The 16,506-nt window shown below is 73.1% G+C and carries 22 protein-coding genes and 1 tRNA gene; 13 read left to right on the forward strand and 10 right to left on the reverse strand.

All coding sequences use genetic code 11. From position 1 onward, the window contains the following. Positions 1-31: 31 nt before the first annotated feature. From AC2H4J_RS02415 to AC2H4J_RS02425, 3 genes are read right to left on the reverse strand one after another with little or no spacing between them, the layout of a single operon-like run. Positions 32-841, reverse strand: coding sequence for an Fpg/Nei family DNA glycosylase (locus AC2H4J_RS02415; protein WP_487463227.1), 810 nt, complete (start codon positions 839-841; stop codon positions 32-34). Next, positions 834-2,213: a cryptochrome/photolyase family protein gene (locus AC2H4J_RS02420; protein ID WP_487463228.1), complete on the reverse strand. Its 1,380-nt coding sequence runs from the start codon at positions 2,211-2,213 to the stop codon at positions 834-836. The genes AC2H4J_RS02415 and AC2H4J_RS02420 overlap by 8 nt, the downstream gene beginning before the upstream one ends. A 37-nt stretch (positions 2,214-2,250) precedes the next feature. Further along, positions 2,251-2,571, reverse strand: a complete 321-nt coding sequence (locus tag AC2H4J_RS02425; RefSeq protein ID WP_487463229.1) for a GNAT family N-acetyltransferase — start codon at positions 2,569-2,571, stop codon at positions 2,251-2,253. A 162-nt stretch (positions 2,572-2,733) separates the two neighbouring features. On the opposite strand from AC2H4J_RS02425, the gene AC2H4J_RS02430 reads away from it, so the two are divergent. From AC2H4J_RS02430 to AC2H4J_RS02460, 7 genes are all read left to right on the forward strand, one after another. Next, positions 2,734-2,809: transfer RNA gene (locus AC2H4J_RS02430), tRNA-Arg, on the forward strand. Positions 2,810-3,139: 330 nt separating this feature from the next. After that, entirely contained in the window at positions 3,140-3,442 is a 303-nt protein-coding gene (locus AC2H4J_RS02435; protein ID WP_487463230.1) for an urease subunit gamma, read from the forward strand. Continuing rightward, positions 3,439-3,933 carry an urease subunit beta gene (locus AC2H4J_RS02440; protein ID WP_487463231.1) on the forward strand — a complete coding sequence of 165 codons (495 nt, stop codon included), beginning with the start codon at positions 3,439-3,441 and terminating at the stop codon, positions 3,931-3,933. Before AC2H4J_RS02435 ends, AC2H4J_RS02440 begins: the two co-directional genes overlap by 4 nt. Beyond that, positions 3,926-5,635, forward strand: a complete 1,710-nt coding sequence (locus AC2H4J_RS02445) for an urease subunit alpha (protein WP_487463232.1) — start codon at positions 3,926-3,928, stop codon at positions 5,633-5,635. Before AC2H4J_RS02440 ends, AC2H4J_RS02445 begins: the two co-directional genes overlap by 8 nt. Continuing rightward, complete coding sequence (locus tag AC2H4J_RS02450; protein WP_487463233.1) at positions 5,636-6,355, forward strand: urease accessory protein UreF; 720 nt, start codon at positions 5,636-5,638, stop codon at positions 6,353-6,355. It abuts the gene before it with no gap. After that, positions 6,345-7,040 carry an urease accessory protein UreG gene (gene ureG, locus AC2H4J_RS02455; protein WP_487463234.1) on the forward strand — a complete coding sequence of 232 codons (696 nt, stop codon included), beginning with the start codon at positions 6,345-6,347 and terminating at the stop codon, positions 7,038-7,040. The genes AC2H4J_RS02450 and ureG overlap by 11 nt, the downstream gene beginning before the upstream one ends. Then, positions 7,040-7,909, forward strand: coding sequence for an urease accessory protein UreD (locus AC2H4J_RS02460; RefSeq protein WP_487463235.1), 870 nt, complete (start codon positions 7,040-7,042; stop codon positions 7,907-7,909). The genes ureG and AC2H4J_RS02460 overlap by 1 nt, the downstream gene beginning before the upstream one ends. A gap of 90 nt (positions 7,910-7,999) precedes the next feature. Here AC2H4J_RS02460 and AC2H4J_RS02465 read toward each other — a convergent pair whose 3' ends face one another. Continuing rightward, positions 8,000-8,896: a dioxygenase family protein gene (locus AC2H4J_RS02465; RefSeq protein ID WP_487463236.1), complete on the reverse strand. Its 897-nt coding sequence runs from the start codon at positions 8,894-8,896 to the stop codon at positions 8,000-8,002. 134 nt (positions 8,897-9,030) lie between these two features. Between AC2H4J_RS02465 and AC2H4J_RS02470 the strand changes: the two genes are divergently transcribed. From AC2H4J_RS02470 to AC2H4J_RS02485, 4 genes are read left to right on the forward strand one after another with little or no spacing between them, the layout of a single operon-like run. Then, positions 9,031-9,405, forward strand: coding sequence for a hypothetical protein (locus AC2H4J_RS02470; protein ID WP_487463237.1), 375 nt, complete (start codon positions 9,031-9,033; stop codon positions 9,403-9,405). Between the two features lie 31 nt (positions 9,406-9,436). Then, a complete protein-coding gene (locus AC2H4J_RS02475; protein ID WP_487463238.1) occupies positions 9,437-9,883 on the forward strand; it encodes an SRPBCC family protein in 447 nt (148 codons plus the stop codon). Positions 9,884-9,923: 40 nt separating this feature from the next. Further along, positions 9,924-10,775: an NAD-dependent protein deacetylase gene (locus tag AC2H4J_RS02480; protein ID WP_487463239.1), complete on the forward strand. Its 852-nt coding sequence runs from the start codon at positions 9,924-9,926 to the stop codon at positions 10,773-10,775. 7 nt (positions 10,776-10,782) lie between these two features. Then, a complete protein-coding gene (locus tag AC2H4J_RS02485; RefSeq protein ID WP_487463240.1) occupies positions 10,783-11,697 on the forward strand; it encodes an MSMEG_6728 family protein in 915 nt (304 codons plus the stop codon). On the opposite strand, the gene AC2H4J_RS02490 is transcribed toward AC2H4J_RS02485, so the two are convergent. After that, positions 11,694-12,116: a PaaI family thioesterase gene (locus tag AC2H4J_RS02490; RefSeq protein ID WP_487463241.1), complete on the reverse strand. Its 423-nt coding sequence runs from the start codon at positions 12,114-12,116 to the stop codon at positions 11,694-11,696. The two genes, AC2H4J_RS02485 and AC2H4J_RS02490, sit on opposite strands and share 4 nt — an antisense overlap. After that, positions 12,113-12,469: a VOC family protein gene (locus AC2H4J_RS02495; RefSeq protein ID WP_487463242.1), complete on the reverse strand. Its 357-nt coding sequence runs from the start codon at positions 12,467-12,469 to the stop codon at positions 12,113-12,115. Before AC2H4J_RS02495 ends, AC2H4J_RS02490 begins: the two co-directional genes overlap by 4 nt. A gap of 139 nt (positions 12,470-12,608) precedes the next feature. On the opposite strand from AC2H4J_RS02495, the gene AC2H4J_RS02500 reads away from it, so the two are divergent. Beyond that, the gene (locus AC2H4J_RS02500; protein ID WP_487463243.1) at positions 12,609-13,304 is read left to right on the forward strand and encodes a YbaK/EbsC family protein; all 696 of its coding nucleotides are present in this window, start codon (positions 12,609-12,611) and stop codon (positions 13,302-13,304) included. On the opposite strand, the gene mscL is transcribed toward AC2H4J_RS02500, so the two are convergent. The 4 genes from mscL to AC2H4J_RS02520 form a co-directional block, all read right to left on the reverse strand. Continuing rightward, the gene (mscL, locus tag AC2H4J_RS02505; protein ID WP_487463244.1) at positions 13,301-13,738 is read right to left on the reverse strand and encodes a large conductance mechanosensitive channel protein MscL; all 438 of its coding nucleotides are present in this window, start codon (positions 13,736-13,738) and stop codon (positions 13,301-13,303) included. The genes AC2H4J_RS02500 and mscL overlap by 4 nt on opposite strands. 51 nt (positions 13,739-13,789) lie before the next feature. After that, complete coding sequence (cpaB, locus tag AC2H4J_RS02510) at positions 13,790-14,410, reverse strand: Flp pilus assembly protein CpaB (protein WP_487463245.1); 621 nt, start codon at positions 14,408-14,410, stop codon at positions 13,790-13,792. A 106-nt stretch (positions 14,411-14,516) separates the two neighbouring features. Continuing rightward, a complete protein-coding gene (locus AC2H4J_RS02515) occupies positions 14,517-14,846 on the reverse strand; it encodes an FmdB family zinc ribbon protein (protein ID WP_487463246.1) in 330 nt (109 codons plus the stop codon). Between the two features lie 135 nt (positions 14,847-14,981). After that, positions 14,982-15,848, reverse strand: a complete 867-nt coding sequence (locus AC2H4J_RS02520; protein WP_487463247.1) for a class I SAM-dependent methyltransferase — start codon at positions 15,846-15,848, stop codon at positions 14,982-14,984. Positions 15,849-16,011: 163 nt separating this feature from the next. On the opposite strand from AC2H4J_RS02520, the gene AC2H4J_RS02525 reads away from it, so the two are divergent. Next, a complete protein-coding gene (locus AC2H4J_RS02525; protein ID WP_487463248.1) occupies positions 16,012-16,506 on the forward strand; it encodes a MarR family winged helix-turn-helix transcriptional regulator in 495 nt (164 codons plus the stop codon).

Below are 16,506 nucleotides of genomic sequence, written 5' to 3' on the forward strand. Positions count from 1 at the left end.
CGTACCGCAATGGGGGTGCCTTGTCTCGCTCTCAGGCCGGCTGGCAGACCGGGCACCAGTAGAGGTTCCGGCCGACCATGACCTCGGTGCGCACCTCGGTGCCGCACACCCGGCAGGGGAGTCCGGTCCGCCGGTAGACGTAGTGCGCGTCCTCCCGATCGGCCGGGCCGCGACGGCGACTGCGGTGCTCGGGGCAGGTGGTGACGATCCGCCCGAGTCGCACGCCGGCCCGCATCAGCCGGACCAGGTCGGTCCACATCGCCGCCCACGCGTCGCCGTCGACGCTGCGGCCGGGCCGGAACGGGGAGACGCCGTGCCGGAAGAGCAGCTCCGCGCGGTACACGTTGCCGACGCCGGCGAGCACCGACTGGTCCATCAGGAGGGCGCCGATCGCCGTCCGGCTGCGAGTGATGCGCTGATGTGCCACGAGGGGATCGGCCTTCGGTCGCAGCGGGTCGGGGCCCAGCCGGGCGAGGATCGTCGCGACCTCGGGTGCGGCCACCACCTCGCACGCCGTCGGGCCGCGCAGGTCGGCCCACACCCCGCCGCCGTCGGGCCCGTCGCCCTCCCAGCGCATGCGCAGTGCGCCACGCGCCACCGGCGGCTGGCCGGACCCGCTGATGAAGGTCCCGTAGAGGCCGAGGTGGACGTGCACGGAGTCGCCGCCGAAGCGGGCGAACAGGTGCTTGCCGTAGGAGAAGACCTCCTCGAGCTCCCGCCCGTCGAGCAGCGCGGCGCCGGCCGCGAACCGCCCCTGCGGGCTGGTCACGTGCACCGGCCGGCCGGCGAACAGGGTCGACAGCTGGCGGGCCAGCCGGAACAGGGTGTGCCCCTCAGGCACCGGACCGGACCTCCTGGTAGCGGGCGAGGGCGACCTGCCGCTCGTGTGCGTGCTCGACGATGGGCTCGGGATAGCCGGCGGGCACACCACCGGGCGCGAGCCACGGTTCGTGCACGAAGCGGGTCGGGACGTCGCGCAGCTCGGGCACCCAGCGGCGGACGTACTCGCCGTCCGGGTCGAACTGCCGGCCCTGCCGGGTCGGGTTGAACACCCGGTAGTAGGGGGAGGCGTCCGTGCCCGTGCCGGCCACCCACTGCCAGCCGTGGTTGTTGCTGGCCAGGTCGCCGTCGACCAGGTGCGCGAGGAAGTAGCGGGCGCCGCGCCACCAGTCCACGTGCAGATCCTTCACGAGGAACGACGCGACGATCATGCGCACCCGGTTGTGCACCCACGCCTCGCCCAGCAGCTGCCGCATCCCGGCGTCGACGATCGGATAGCCGGTGCTGCCCTCGGCCCACGCCGCGAACCGGGCGTCCGCGTCCGGACCCTGGTCGTAGGTCATCGCTCCCATGCGCTCGTCGAAGGCCCGGTGCGCGGTCTCCGGCCGGTGCCACAGCACGTCGGCGTAGAACTCGCGCCAGGCCAGCTCGTCGGTGAAGCGGCCCACGGCACCCGCGTCGGCGCCCTCGTGGCGGGCCGTCGCCAGCTCGGCCAGCAGCGTGCGCGGGTGCAGGCAGCCGTACTTCAGGTACGGGGACATGCGGCTGGTCGCGTCTGCCGCCGGGCGGTTCCGTCCGTCGTCGTAACCGGACAGGGCCTCGTCGCGGAACCGCTTCCAGGTGGCCAGCGCGGCCCTCTCGCCGGCATCCGGGAGGCGTGCGGTGAGCTCCTGCGCCGGCGGCAGGCCGTCAGACGTCACGCCCGTCGCCCACCGGACGCCGTCCGGCCGGGGCGCCGGCGCCCGCCAGCCGTGCGCGCGCCAGGCGCGGGCGAACGGCGTGTACACCTTGAAGGGCGTGCCGTCGCCCTTGGTCACCCGGCCCGGCGTGACCGCGTAGGGCGAGCCGGTGCGGACCAGCGGGACCGCGCCCAGCGCCTGCTCGACCGCCGCGTCGCGTCGCCGTCCGTACGGGCCGGCGTCCGCGGAGACGTGCACGCTGCCTGCCGCCAGCTCGCGCACCAGGCTCGGGACGACGTCCGCCGGGTCGCCGGCGCGCACGACCAGCGCGCCGTCGAGCTCCTCCTGCAGCGCGGCGAGACAGTCGCGGAGGAACTGACGCCGGGGCGCGCCGGACGGGCCCCAGAGCCGCGGGTCGACGACGAACAGCGGGACGACGGCACCGTCCGCGCCCGCGGCGTCGACGGCCGCGAGCAGCGCCGGGTGGTCGGAGAGCCGGAGGTCGCGGCGGAACCACAGCAGCGACGTCGGCACCTGCGGAGCCTAGGCGGGGCCGGCCGGTGCCCGCAGATCAGCGGTCGGCGGTCTCCAGGCCGAAGTGCGGTCGGTCCTCCGCCGCGACGAGGTCCATGTGCTCGGGGTGCTGCTGGATGTAGTGCCGGACGAAGGAGCAGTAGGGCAGCACCGTCAGCCCACGCTCGCGTGCGGCCGCGAGGACGCCGGCCACGAGGATGCTGCCGATGCCCCGGCCACCGACGGACGGGTCCACCTCGGTGTGCGGAAGGGTCATCGTGGTGCCGTCGACGTGATAGCTCGCCAGGCCCACGACGCGGTCGTCGACCCGGACCTCGAAGCGTCCCCTCTCCGGGACGTCCACCACCTTCGCGTCCATGCTTTCCTCACCTTCCGTCCCCCGGCGCCGTTGCCGGAGCCTGACGTGTACCCGCACGGTAACCCGGTATGTGCCGCCGGGGGTTCACTTCTAGTGACGAGTCGGGTGTGGCGGGTGTTCCCGGCGGGCCGCGATCGGTGGCTCCGTTAGCCTCTGCGATGCGGCCCCGTAGCTCAGGGGATAGAGCATCGGTTTCCTAAACCGTGTGTCGGAGGTTCGAATCCTCTCGGGGCCACCAGCCGTGTCGGCCGTCGGCCGAGCAACTGGTCGACCTTGGTCACCGGTGGAGCAGGTGACGGCGTAAGTCTGCGGCCTCCCGGGACGGGATCAGCCGGCGGCGCGCCTTCCGGCGTTCCGGCCCGGGTACCCCCTCGGCTCGGTCGCTCGCGCCTGCAGATGCGGAGAGCAGCCGTCGGGACAGCTTCGGTGGTCACCGCTTCGCCCCCGTGCCAGTGTGTGAGCCACGTCACGCACCGATCGGCGTGGAGGTGGACGACGGGCGTACTCATCCGCCCGACCGATGGAACCGGCCGCGCACCCGACCGGACGACGACACGAGGGGCCTTCCATGCTGCTCTCACTGCACGAACGTGAACGCCTGATGATCTACACGGCGGCCAAGCTCGCCGGTGAGCGCAAGGACCGTGGCCTGAAGCTCAACCTCCCCGAGGCCACCGCGCTGATCACCTCGTTCCTCCTCGAGGGGGCGCGCGACGGCCGGATGGTCGAAGACCTCATGAGCGCCGGCCGCGACGTGCTGCACCGTGGCGAGGTCATGGAGGGCGTGCCGGAGATGCTCGCGCAGGTGCAGGTGGAGGCCACGTTCCCCGACGGCACCAAGCTGGTCACCGTCACCAACCCGATCTCATGACTGCCCGCGGCGAGCACCCCAGCGACGACCCCGGCGGCAAGGACAGCCGGGGCCGGGACGGCGAACGCCACCCGCACAGCGGACAGAACAGTCCCAGCCAGCCTCGGCGCCCGGGCACCGGTGAACGTCAGGCGCCCCGGCGGCGCTACACCGGCGACGACCCGCACGGCGACGAGCCGCTGATCCCCGGGCAGATCCTCTACGGGGACGACCCGGTCGTCATCAACGCCGGCAAGGATGTCGTCACCCTGCGTGTGGAGAACACCGCCGACCGTCCCGTCCAGGTGGGCTCGCACTATCACTTCGCCGAGGTCAACCACGGCCTGTCGTTCGACCGGAAAGCGGCCTGGGGGCGGCGACTCAACGTTCTGTCCGGCGGCTCCATGCGCTTCGAGCCCGGTGCCGCCGAGCAGGTCGAACTGATCCCGATCGCCGGTCAGCGCATCGTCGCCGGGCTGCGCGGCGAGTGCGGAGGACCGCTCGATGGCTGAGATCAGCAGGCAGGAGTACGCCGCCTCGTTCGGCCCCACCACCGGCGACCGGATCCGGCTCGCCGACACCAACCTGTTCATCGAGGTGACCGAGGACCGTTGCGTGGGCGGCGACGAGGCGGTGTTCGGCGGCGGGAAATCCATTCGCGAGTCGATGGGCCAGTCCCGAGCCACCCGCGCCGAGGGCACTCCGGACCTGGTCATCACCGGCGCCGTCGTCCTGGACCACTGGGGGGTCGTCAAGGCCGATGTCGGCATCCGCGACGGTCGCATCACCGCGCTGGGCAAGGCCGGCAATCCCGAGACCATGGATGGCGTCCACCCCGATCTGGTCATCGGCCCGTCGACCGAGATCGCGTCGGGCAACGGGCTCATCCTCACCGCGGGCACGATCGATACCCACGTGCACCTCGTGGCCCCGGCCTCCTTCGAGGTCGCGCTGGCCGCCGGTACCACGACGGTGGTCGGCGGGGGCACCGGACCCACCGAGGGATCCAAGGCGACCCTGGCGACCCCGGGGGCGTGGTGGCTGCAACGGATGCTCGACGCCGTCGACCCGTGGCCGATCAACGTTCTCCTGCTCGGGCGCGGCAACACCGTCAACCACGAGGCGCTGTGGGAGCAGCTGCGCGGCGGCGCCGGCGGGTTCAAGGTGCACGAGGACTGGGGCGCCACGCCCGCTGCCGTCGACGCAGCTCTCAGCGTCGCCGACGAGTCCGGCGTCCAGGTCGCCATCCACAGCGACACCCTCAACGAGGCCGGTTTCGTCGAGGACCTGCTCGCCGCGGTGAAAGGGCGGACGTTCCACGCGTACCACACGGAGGGTGCCGGGGGCGGTCACGCGCCCGACATCATCCGGATCGCGGGCGAACCCTACGTGCTCCCCGCCTCGACCAACCCGACCCGGCCGTTCACGCACAACACGATTCCCGAGCACCTCGACATGGTCATGGTGGCCCACCACCTGAACCCGCAGGTGCTCAACGACCTCGCGTTCGCCGAGAGCCGGGTGCGCACCGGCACGATCGCCGCCGAGGACGTGTTGCAGGACATCGGTGCACTGTCGATCATGTCCTCCGACGCGCAGGCGATGGGCCGGATCGGGGAAGTGGTGATCCGTACCTGGCAGACGGCGCACCGGATGAAGCAGCTGCGCGGCGCTCTGTCCGGAGACGGGCGCGCCGACAACAACCGCGCCCGCCGCTATGTCGCCAAGTACACGATCTGCCCCGCCGTCGCGCACGGTCTCGAACACGAGATCGGTTCGGTCGAGCCGGGGAAGATGGCTGACCTGGTGCTGTGGCAACCGGCCCTGTTCGGCGTCCGCCCGACCGTGGTGTTCAAGGGAGGCATGGCTGCGGTCGCCGCACTCGGTGACCCGAACGCGTCCATTCCGACCCCGCAGCCGGTGCTGCCGCGCCTGGGCTACAACGCGCACAGCCCGGCGAGCGCCGATACCGCCGTCGCGTTCGTCTCCCAAGCGGCGATCGACGACGGACTGTCCGACCGGCTGACCACCCGCCGTCCGCTGGTCGCGGTCGGCAACGTCCGCGGACGCACCAAGGCGGACCTGCCGGAGAACACCGCGCTCCTGCGCATCGAGGTCGATCCCGACACCTACAGCGTCCACGTCGACGGCGAGCTGATCGAGCACGAGCCGGCCACCGAACTGCCCATGGCCCAGCGTTACTTCCTCTTCTGAATGAGCATCACGTCAGCGGTTCCCGGCCCGGGCGTCTCGCCGGCGCTGCTTCTCCTCGCCGACGGCCGGTTGCCCGCCGGCGGGCACGCACACTCCGGGGGGCTGGAGGCGGCCGTCGGCCTGAAAGGTGTTCATGACGTCGCCGGTGTCGTCCACTTCCTCGAGGGCCGACTGCAGACGGTCGGTGTGGTCGCGGCCGCGTTCGCCGCGGCAACCTGCCAGCAGGCTCACGACGGCGAGCTGACCCGACCGTCGAGGGTCGCGTTGCTGGACCAGGAACTCGACGCGCGCATCGCGTCGCCGGCGTTGCGCGTCGCCTCCCGGCGGCTGGGGCGGCAACTGGTGCGAGCAGGGCGCACGATCTGGCCGCACCCGCTGCTCGACGAGCTGTCGACCGCCGTCGGACGCGGACCCCATCAGCCGGTCGCTCTCGGAGTCGTGGCGGCCGCTGCCGCACTGACAGCTGCTGACGCTGCCCTGCTCGCGGCGCACGAGTCGGTCACGGGGCCGGCGACTGCGGCGGTACGGCTGCTGGGACTCGACCCGTTCACCGTCCACGCGGCCCTCGCCAGGCTGGCACCCCAGGTCTCCCGCATCGCCACGGAGGGAGCGGGCTACGCCGCCTGCCCACCACCGGATCTGCCCTCCACCACGGGCCCTCTGCTCGATGTCCTCGCCGAACACCACGCCACCTGGGAGGTGCGTCTCTTTGCCTCATGACCACGCCGACGAGTCCCACCCGCACGAGCACACGCACTCCCATGCCGACCGATCCGGCGCGCTCCCGCGGTCCGCGGGCCGGGCGCTGCGGATCGGTATCGGTGGGCCCGTCGGATCCGGCAAGACGGCGCTGGTGGCGGCGCTGTGCCGCACGCTCAGCACGCAGCTGGCATTGGCAGTGGTGACCAACGACATCTACACCACCGAGGACGCCGACTTCCTGCTGCGCAACGGTGTGCTGCCCGCGGAGCGAGTGCGTGCTGTGGAGACCGGCGCCTGCCCGCACACCGCCATCCGCGACGACATCTCGGCCAACCTCGAAGCGGTGGACGAGCTCGAGGAAAGTCTGCCGCCGCTGGATCTGATCCTCGTGGAGAGCGGCGGGGACAACCTGACCGCGACGTTCAGCCAGGGCCTGGTCCACCACCAGATCTTCGTGATCGACGTCGCCGGGGGGGACAAGGTGCCGCGCAAGGGCGGCCCGGGCGTGACCCGGGCGGACCTGCTGGTCATCAACAAGACCGACCTGGCACCTCTGGTCGGCGCCGACCTCGAGGTGATGCGGCGCGACGCCCACGTCAAGCGCGGTGATCTGCCGGTCCTGTTCACCTCGCTGACCCAGGACCCCACAGCGGCCGACGTCGCCGGTTGGGTACGCGAGCGTCTCGCCGTCCCCGTGGACTGATGGACGCCGCCGCCGAACTGGTCGTCGAAAGAACTCACGGTCCAGCGGGACGCACGCGGATCAGCCGGCTCCATTCCGCGACCCCCTACCTCCTGCGACCGACCCATGCCGCCGCTGCCGAACCGGTGCCCTGCTGGCAGCTGGCCGGCCAGGCGCCGGCACGGGTCGCGCTGGTCGCCGGGGCCGGGGGGCCGGTCGGCGGAGACCGACTGAGCCTGCAGATCGACGTGGGACCCGGAGCGATCCTCATACTCCGCGCGGTCGCCGCGACGCTCGTCCTGCCCGGCCCGCACGGTGGGCGATCGCGGGTGATGGTCACCGCCCGCGTCGCGGACGGCGGCACCCTGGTGTGGCTGCCGGGCCCGACCATCGCTGCCCGCGGCTGCGACCACCACGCCACCACGCAGGTCGACCTCGCCCCCGATGCCCGACTGCTCGTCCGGGAAGAGCTGATCCTCGGCCGCAGCGGCGAGCAGCCGGGCGCCGTCCGCCAACGGCTGCGAGTGACCGTTGCCGGGGTGCCCCTCCACGATCAGGACCTGCACCTCGGCCCGGGCGCCTCGGGGTGGAACGGGCCGGCCGTCACCGGTGGGCGACGGGCCCTGGGCTCGCTCCTGATGGTGGACCCGACGCTGGGCTCGGTTGCGGCCGAACCCTGCCTGGACGCATGCGCGGATTCGGCTGTACTCCCGTTGGCCGGCTCCGGCCGCCTGCTCACCGTTCTCGCGGCCGACGCACTCGCCCTGCGGACCCGGCTCGACGCCGTGCTCACCGCCTTCGGACCCCCGCCGGGCGACGTGCGAAGCACGCCGGCCGTCCGCGCGGTGGCCGCGCCACCGCAGCTGCCGGCGCTGCAGACTCCCGCCTAGCAGCCGCGGACACGTCTTCATCCGCTCCGGTCGTCCTGGGCCTCCGCTGCCGGGGGCGGGGCCTGCCGGGCCGGCCGGCGGCCCCGCGGCTCAGGCGGCCTGGAAGGAGCGCTTCGCCAGGCCGATGGCGTAGCCGTCGATCGTCGTCGTCACCGGAGCCGTCGGGTCGGTGGCCGCGCCCAGGGCGACGAACAGCGGCGTGAAGTGCTCGACGGTGGGGTGCGCGTACGGCATCCCCGGTGCGCTGGAGCGGAACCGGGCCAGCTCCTCGACATCGCCCCGGTTCAGCGCGTCGGCCGCCCACAGGTCGAACTCCGACGACCAACCGGGCACCGCGTTCGGGTTGTGCCAGTCGATGAAGGGCAGCCCGTGCGTCATGTAGCCGGAACCGATGACCAGGACGCCGGACTCGCGCAGGCTGCGCAGCCGCTCCCCGAGGGCCAGCAGCCGGGTGCTGTCGTGGGTCGGCATCGACAGCTGCAGGACCGGGATGTCGGCCTCCGGGTACATGATCTTCAGCGGCACCCAGGCGCCGTGGTCCAGCCCGCGGGTGGCGTGCTCGTGCAGCGGCTCGCTGTCGGGCATGAGCGCCGCGACGTCGCGGGCGAGGCGGCTCGCGTCCGGGGTGTCGTAGCGCATCCGGTAGTACATCGGGTGGAAGCCGCCGAAGTCGTAGACCAGCTCCGTCGGCGCGCTGGTGCTGATACTCAGGGGAGCCGACTCCCAGTGCGCGGAGACGATCACGATCGCCCGCGGCTTCGGCAGCGCCCGCGCCCAGGCGTGCAGCTGGGTCATCCAGTCGGTCATCTCGAACAGCATCGGGGCGCCGTGGCTGAGGTACAGGCTCGGCAGCGGCCCGTCGTCCGGCGTCCAGGGCCGGTGCTCGCCGGTGGATGCGGCCCGGAGCAGGTGCGCGGCGAACGGGTGGGTGGCCGGGATCAGCGCGTCCGCGGCGGCGGTCGTGCTCTGTCCTGCGAGCTGGGTCATCTCTGCGTCTCCTCGTCCTGGCCGGCACGCGGCTCTTGGTACTCATTCTGCCCAACTCGTTTGAAAGTTCAAGCATTCCCCGCTCCGGGTCGTCGTGCTTCCTGCGCGGGCACGGCGGACGTAGCGTCGGATCCGTGGTCATGGGTCTGGTCGAGCTGCTCTTCTTCGCGGTCGCCCTGGGCCTGTTCCTGCTGCTGGGCTGGACCGTCTGGACGGCGGTGCGCGGCGGCACCCGGGGGGCGGGCGCTCTGCCCTCGCGGGAGCGTGCGGAGATCGCCGCGGCGATCGCCCAGGCGCGATGGGTGCCCGGCCACGACGAGGTCGACGGGACGACGCGGGTGCTGGTCCGGCGGGCGTACACGGGCCTGGACGGCCACCCGGTCGTGCTCGAGGAGCGGGTCCTGGAGTCGTTCCCGGCCGACGACCCCGCGTGGGAGGGCCGGTTCACCGAGGCCATGTCCAAGGCCCGGTTCCGCTGCACGTACCTGAACACCGAGGAGGGCTCGTAGCCGCCGCAGGGCCGCACGGGAGGATGGCGGCATGAGTGAGGTCGTCGCCACCGCAGAACACGTCGTCCGTGCCCCGTCGGAGCGGGTGATCGCCGCGCTCGGCGACTACGCGGAGACCCGGCCCCGGCTGCTGCCGGAGCAGTTCAGCCAGTACCGGGTCGAGTCGGGCGGTCAGGGGGCCGGCACCCGCGTGCGCTGGCGGTTCGCCGCCACGTCCAAGCGCGTGCGGGACCAGCTGATGACCGTCACCGAGCCGGTCCCGGGCACCCTCGTCGAGTCCGATGCCAACTCGTCGATGGTCACCACCTGGACGGTGCACCCCGCGGATGCCGGAGTCACCACCGTGCGGGTGCGCACCACCTGGAACGGCGCCGGGGGCATCGGTGGGTTCTTCGAGCGTACGTTCGCGCCGAAGGGCCTCCAGCGCGTGTACGGAGAGATCCTCGGCCGACTCGACCGCGAACTCGCCGGCGGCTGAGCGCCCGGCGCGGTTGCCGATCCGCTGGGACCATGGACCGGTGACCGCCGCGCCCACCACCGAGCTGCGGCCGGGGTCGCTCGACGCGCTCGCCGACCTGGTCGCCGACGGCGACGTCGTCGTCCTCTCCGGGGCCGGTCTCTCCACGGACTCGGGCATTCCCGACTACCGGGGCGCGACCGGCAGCCTGCGCCGGCACACCCCGATGACGTACCAGACCTTCACCCGGGACCCCCGCGGCCGGCACCGGTACTGGGCGCGCAGCTACGTCGGCTGGCGGCAGATCCGCGGCGCCCGACCCAACGACGGGCACGTGGCCGTGGGGGAGTTGCAGCGCGCCGGGCTGATCGGCGGGGTCATCACGCAGAACGTGGACGGGCTGCACCAGGCCGGCGGGGCGACCGGGGTCGTCGAGCTGCACGGCGGGCTCGACCGGACGGTGTGTCTGGGCTGCGGGGACGTCGCGGGCCGCGCCGAGCTCGACGTCCGGCTGCGGGAGGCGAACCCGACGTTCGGTCCCCGGGTCGACGAGGTGAACCCCGACGGGGACGCCGAGCTGCCCGACGAACTGCTCGACGGGTTCGTCATGGTCGGCTGCCTGGCCTGCGGGGACGGCCCGCTGAAGCCCGACGTCGTGTTCTTCGGCGAGACCGTGCCCCGGGACCGGGTCGAGCACTCGTTCGGCCTGGTCGAGGCGGCGGGCAGCCTGCTCGTGCTCGGTTCGTCCCTGACGGTCATGAGCGGCTACCGGTTCGTGCTGCGCGCCGCGAAGCTCGGCATCCCGGTGGCGATCGTCAACTCGGGGCCGACGCGCGGCGACGCGAAGGCCGACGTGCGGATCGACGCGCCGCTGGGTGTCGTGCTGCCCGAGCTGGCCCGCCTGGCCGGCTGAATTCGGCATGCAGACCTTCCTCCCGGTCGCCGACTTCGCCGACAGCGCCCGGCTGCTGGACTCCCCGCGCCTGGGCAAGCAGCGGGTGGAGACCCTGCAGATCCTGCGGGCGATCGAGCTGCCCGACTACGGGTGGGCCAACCACCCCGCCGTCCTCATGTGGCGGGGGCGGACGCCGGCGCTGGTGGCGTACGGGCTGGCGATGGCCCGGATCTGGCAGGAGCGTGGCTTCGCCGACAGCACCGCGAGCCAGATCGGCGAGTTCGCGCCCGACGTCGTGGGCCGGCCGCAGGACGAGCTGGCTGCCGCTGGTCTGCTGCCGTCCTGGCTCGGCGACGAGGAGTTGCACCGCTCGCACCGGTCGAACCTGATCGCCAAGGACCCCAGCTTTTACCGCGCGCGTTTCGGCGAGCGGTTCGGCGCCGAACCCGACGACCTGCCCTACGTGTGGCCGCCCCCGGACGACGTGCCGCCGGTGCCGCCCGCCGACGGCGTCCGGGTCTGGGTGGTCCGCCCCCGCTCGCACGACGAGCTCGGTGCGTGCGTGGCCGCCGGCGTCGTGGGGCTCGGGACGCAGTCGGGCGTCGACGTCGACGCGCGAGGACTCACGCCCGTCGAGCTGCGAGGGCTGGCACGAGAGCTGTCGGGACGGCGGCCGGCGAAGGACCTCCGCCAGCTGTCGGCGTTCCTCGACGAGGTCGCGGTCGGCGACCGGGTCGCGCTGCTGATCGAGGGCGGCGCCGCGTTGCTGGCCGGTGAGGTGACCGGCGACTACTCCTTCCAGGGGCGGGAGCGGCTGCCGCACCGCCGCCGGGCCCGCTGGGACCGGGTCGTCCCCCGGGCGGCGGCGCTCCCGCCGGCGACCTTGCAGGATCCGCGAGCCCTGTTCCAGGTCACCCTCGACCCGGCGGCGCTGGCCTAACCGCCGCCCGGCAGCGGCACGTTCTGCAGCCGCACCTGACCGCGGGCGACCAGCTTCCCGTCGTCGGCCCGGGTCAGCACCACCTGCCAGAGCTGGAGGGTGCGGCCCTGCTGGATCGGCTCGGCCACGACGTCGAGGACGCCGGAGGTCATGGGGCGCAGGAAGTCCGTGCTGTTGTTGACGCCTACCGAGAACTGGCCGCGGTCGGCCACGGCCGCGCTCGCCCCGATGCTGGCGGCGGACTCGACGACCGTGCAGTAGACGCCGCCGTGCACGACGCCCCACGGGGTGTGCTGGTCCGGTCCCAGGTCGACCGTGCCGGTGACCCGGCTGCCCGTGGCCTCGCTGACGGCGAACTTCGTCGACGCCACGAAGGCGCTGGCCGCGCTCAGGTCCACGGACGGCAGGTCGGCGCTCATGCGTCCCACACCAGGCAGAAGGGGTGGCCCACCGGATCGGCGTAGACGCGGAAGTCGCCCCCACCGCCGGGCAGGCGCCGGGCGCCCAGCTCGAGCACCTTCGGCTCGGCCTCCTCGACGTCGGCGACCCGGATGTCGAGGTGGAACTGCTGGGGACGGTTCGGGTCGGGCCAGTCCGGGGGCTGCAGGTCCGGCGCCTGCTGGAAGGCGAGCCGGTATCCGGCGCCGGTGATGACGACCCAGTCGTCGCCGGGGCTGCCCTTGACCTCCATGCCGAGCACGTCGGCGTAGAAGGTGGCGAGCGCGTGGGCGTCGGGAGCGTCGAGGACGACGGAGTGGAGCTGGCCGATCATGAGGCCATCCTGTCGTGCTCCCCGGCCTCGCGACAGTCGGATCCCGGCCGGTCAGCGCGGCGTCCCGGCCACCCCCTCTGCCGCCGGACGCGCCGGTGCCGCAAGATCTGCCCGTGCCCTCGCGACCTGGTCCCGCCCGATGAACGCCCCTCGCCTGGGCTCGCTGACCTGGCTGCCGGCCACCGAGCGGCCGGATCTGCTGGGCGCCCCCGTCGCTGCCGCCCTCTCCCTGCTGCCGGGCCCGGCCTGGGTCGCGGAGATCGACGCCGACCTCGCCGACACGGCAGCCTTCTGCGCCGCCTACGACGTGCCGCTGGAGTCGTCGGCGAACTGCGTGGTCGTCGCCGCACGCCGCGCCGGGCAGACGACGCTGGCGGCGTGCCTCGTGCTCGCCACCACGAGAGCCGACGTCAACGGGCTGGTCCGGCGGCACCTGCGCGCCCGCAAGGCCTCGTTCGCGCCGCAGGACGTGGCGGTGGCCGAGTCGGGCATGGAGTTCGGCGGGATCACCCCGGTGGGCCTCCCCGACAGCTGGCCCCTGCTCATCGACCCGGAGGTCGAGGCGGCCGACTTCGTCGTCATCGGGTCGGGCACGCGGGGCGGGAAGCTCGCCGTGGCAGGGTCGCTGCTCGCCGCGCTGCCGGTCGCCGAGGTGCTCGAGGGGCTCGGGCAGCCGGTTCCGCCCGTCCCGGCCGCCCCGGCGGAGGTCGCCCCGGCCCGTCCGATGCGCGCGCCCGACGACAGCGATGTCGGCTGGGGGGAACGGCCCGCCGATCCGGCTGACGACGACCGTCGCTACCTGGAGGACCGCCCGCCGCACTGGGGCAGCGACTAGAGCTGCCCCGGCAGGACGGTCGTGCCCGGGCCGGACGGGTCGTGGCCCGGGCCCATGCCCTGCTGCGCGCGGAGCAGGTCGCGGATCTCGAGCAGCAGTTCCACCTGCGTCGGCTCGGCAGGGCCCGCCTCCTCGCCCCGCTTGCGGCGCTCCATGATCGCCTTCATGGGCAGGACCACGACGAAGTAGACGACCGCGGCGGTGAGCACGAAGGTGATCACCGCGTTGATGAACGCGCCCCAGGTGAACGACTGGCCGTTGACCGTGGCCGTGCCGCCGTCGACGCCACCGCCCCCGATCAGGCCGATGAGGGGTTCGAGGAACGACTTGGTGAACGACGTGACCAGCGCGGTGAACGCCGTGCCGATGACGACCGCGACCGCGAGGTCGACGACGTTGCCGCGAAGCAGGAAGTCCTTGAATCCCTTGAGCATGGAGCCCATCCAGCCATACGGCGGCGGAGAGGGACAGGTCTCTTCGGCGCGTCATGGTGGTGGAAGTGTCACGGTGAGCGTGGCGGAGGTCGCCGCCGCAGCCAGCCGCGCCGCCGTCTCCGGGTCGACCGCGAGCAGGAGCAGCCCGGTAGCGGACCGGTCGTCGGCGGCACCGGTCGTCGCGACGACCAGCGCGCCTTCCGCGATCACCTCCGCGGATGCGGCGTCGGCCGTCGTGGCCAGCACGTCGACCCGGTCGCCGGTGCGCACCAGTGCAGCGACGGCCAGGTCGGCCAGCCGGACGGGGGCAGCCACCTGTCCGGGTGGGAGCAGGGCTGTGACACCCGCCCCGACGAGCCGCGCATCGGTGACCGGCTCGCGGGCGCGCATACCGCCGGCCAGGACCCGGTGCAGCAAACCGTGCGGATCGTCGACCACCCCGGCGGGGATCACGGCTGCCGGATAGCCGGCGATCGTGAGGTCGGCTGCCGTGAGGACGGTGCCGGCCGGGAGGTCGCGCGCCGACACGACGACCGGGACGGTGTCGGCGTCCGATGCTGTCGGCGCCGGGGACGGCCGCACGGCCAGCACGAGAGCGAGAACGGTCAGGACCGCCGCGGCCACCTGCCGCGCGAGGTGTACCGGAGAGCGGGGGCGGCGGAAGCGCGGCATGCCCCGAGGCTCGCCGGCTCAGCGGCCCTGCGCGAGGACCTGGGTCAGGTTGTGGACGAGCGGACGGCCTGTGGACGGACGGGACGGTCCTGGCGGTCCTCCGTGGTCAGCTGGCGGCCTTGGAACCGCCGGCGGACGTCGACGGCGCGGGCGTGGAGGAGGAGGTGGTCGATGAGGACGAGCTGTCCTTGGAGGTCGACGAGGAGCCGTCCTTCGACGTCGACGAGGAGGCGCTGTCGGACGCGCTGGCGCTCGTGCGGCTGTCGGTCCGGTAGAAGCCGGAGCCCTTGAAGACCACGCCGACGGAGCCGTACACCTTGCGCACGGGCGCGCCGCACTCCGGGCACTCCGCCACGGGTGCGTCGCTGAAGGACTGCACCACCTCGAACTGGTGCTTGCCCTCGGGGTTGGTGCAGGCGTACTCGTACGTGGGCACGGCGGTGGCTCCCATTGATGCTCTGGTCCGGTGGGCCGGGATTGGCACTCGCACCCGGCGACTGCCAATGATGCGCCATTCGGCGACGGCCCGTCCACGCGCGTCGCCCACGTCACGCCCGGGGGAGGGACGCGGTCAGTCCGGACGGCGTCCGGTGCCCACGAGCAGTTCGCAGGGGGCGACGAAACCGTGCGGCCCGTCGAACCGGCTCAGCTGCTCGCCGATCTCGGCCCACACCGCCGTCCGGGCGTCCGCGTCCAGGCCGGCCAGCATCTGGTGCAGCGCACCGAAGGACTCCTGCTCGAAACGGACGCAGTCCTCGACCGACGTCAGCCGAAGCGGCGCGGCGACCGGCTGCACCCGCACGTCGTCGAAGCCGGCCTCCTGGAGCGCGGACTCCAGGACACCGGGGTCGCCGAGGCTGAACGGGCCAGGCTGGCCCAGGACCGGCGGGCCAAGCTGCGCCCGTGCGCGGATCACCGCCAACGGGAGGGCGAAGAATCCGTTGGCCTCGGGGGTGGAGTAGGTGATCGTCGCGAAGCGGCCGCCGGGCCGGAGCGCTCCGCGAATTCCGGCCAGGGCCGCACTCCGGTCCGGGAAGTAGATGAGGCCGACCCGGCTGGTCGCCGCGTCGTAGTCCGCGTCGACGTCCAGGGCCTCGCCGTCGAGTTCCTGCACGGACACGTTGTGCAACCCGGCCTGGTCCGCCTCGCTCTTCGCGTAGCGGAGGATCGCCGGGGAGATGTCGGTGGCCAGCACGTGACCGCCGGGACCGGCCCGGCGTGCCGCCGCCAGGGTCTGGCCCCCCGCTCCGGCCGCCACGTCGAGGACCCGTGCACCGACGTCCACCCGGGCCATGTCCAGCATCAGCTCGGTGGCCGGACCCAGCCAGGCCTCCAGGGTCGGGCCCCACCGGTGCCAGGCGTCGGCCGTCTGCTCCCACTGGGCACGGGTGCTCGACTTGTAGGCGACCGGATCGAAGGTCGGGGGTGGGGTGGTCATCGTCGGCTTTCGGGGGGAGGGGACGGGCTCCTCGATCGGCCCATGATCGCCCGGAGTCGACCGCCGCAGAAGGGACCGGCGACCCCGACGACCCGTCGACCAGCACGTGCTGAACTGCGCACGGGGCCCGGAACTGCACCGAGTAGCCCGATAGGTTCGACGCGTGACTCAGCGGTGGCTGGACGAGGAACAGCAGCGGACCTGGCGTGCGTGGCTCGCCGTCTCCGAGCTCGTGCCTCGCGCGCTCGACACCCAGCTGCAGCGCGACGCCGGCCTCAGCCACGCGGCGTACGTCGTCCTCGCCATGCTGTCCGAGGCGCCCGGTCGCAGCCGCCGGATGAGCGACCTGGCGCGCCGGGCCAACCAGTCGCAGAGCAGGCTGTCGCACACGGTCGCCCGGCTGGAGGAGCGGGGCTGGGTGCGCCGCGAACGCTCCGCCGACGACGGCCGCGGCAACGTCGCCGTGCTCACCGACGCCGGCTGGGACATCGTCCGCACGGTCGCTCCCGGGCATGTGGACGCCGTCCGCGAGGCGCTGTTCGCCCCGCTCACCGCCGAGCAGACGCGCGTCCTCGGCGACGCGATGGAGGCGATCCTCGAGCGGCTCGATCCCGATCGCAGCCTGCGCATCGACCTCTCGGCCGACGCGGAACGCTAG

The organism is Blastococcus sp. OS1-29, assembly GCF_057628075.1.

Coding starts and splice junctions, on each gene's coding strand:
- AC2H4J_RS02425 (WP_487463229.1), bottom strand. CDS start 2,571: ATGGACGCGAAGGTGGTGGACGTCCCGGAGAGGGGACGCTTCGAGGTC.
- AC2H4J_RS02435 (WP_487463230.1), top strand. CDS start 3,140: ATGCTGCTCTCACTGCACGAACGTGAACGCCTGATGATCTACACGGCG.
- AC2H4J_RS02440 (WP_487463231.1), top strand. CDS start 3,439: ATGACTGCCCGCGGCGAGCACCCCAGCGACGACCCCGGCGGCAAGGAC.
- AC2H4J_RS02445 (WP_487463232.1), top strand. CDS start 3,926: ATGGCTGAGATCAGCAGGCAGGAGTACGCCGCCTCGTTCGGCCCCACC.
- AC2H4J_RS02450 (WP_487463233.1), top strand. CDS start 5,636: ATGAGCATCACGTCAGCGGTTCCCGGCCCGGGCGTCTCGCCGGCGCTG.
- AC2H4J_RS02460 (WP_487463235.1), top strand. CDS start 7,040: ATGGACGCCGCCGCCGAACTGGTCGTCGAAAGAACTCACGGTCCAGCG.
- AC2H4J_RS02465 (WP_487463236.1), bottom strand. CDS start 8,896: ATGACCCAGCTCGCAGGACAGAGCACGACCGCCGCCGCGGACGCGCTG.
- AC2H4J_RS02475 (WP_487463238.1), top strand. CDS start 9,437: ATGAGTGAGGTCGTCGCCACCGCAGAACACGTCGTCCGTGCCCCGTCG.
- AC2H4J_RS02485 (WP_487463240.1), top strand. CDS start 10,783: ATGCAGACCTTCCTCCCGGTCGCCGACTTCGCCGACAGCGCCCGGCTG.
- AC2H4J_RS02490 (WP_487463241.1), bottom strand. CDS start 12,116: ATGAGCGCCGACCTGCCGTCCGTGGACCTGAGCGCGGCCAGCGCCTTC.
- AC2H4J_RS02495 (WP_487463242.1), bottom strand. CDS start 12,469: ATGATCGGCCAGCTCCACTCCGTCGTCCTCGACGCTCCCGACGCCCAC.
- AC2H4J_RS02500 (WP_487463243.1), top strand. CDS start 12,609: ATGAACGCCCCTCGCCTGGGCTCGCTGACCTGGCTGCCGGCCACCGAG.
- mscL (WP_487463244.1), bottom strand. CDS start 13,738: ATGCTCAAGGGATTCAAGGACTTCCTGCTTCGCGGCAACGTCGTCGAC.
- cpaB (WP_487463245.1), bottom strand. CDS start 14,410: ATGCCGCGCTTCCGCCGCCCCCGCTCTCCGGTACACCTCGCGCGGCAG.
- AC2H4J_RS02520 (WP_487463247.1), bottom strand. CDS start 15,848: ATGACCACCCCACCCCCGACCTTCGATCCGGTCGCCTACAAGTCGAGC.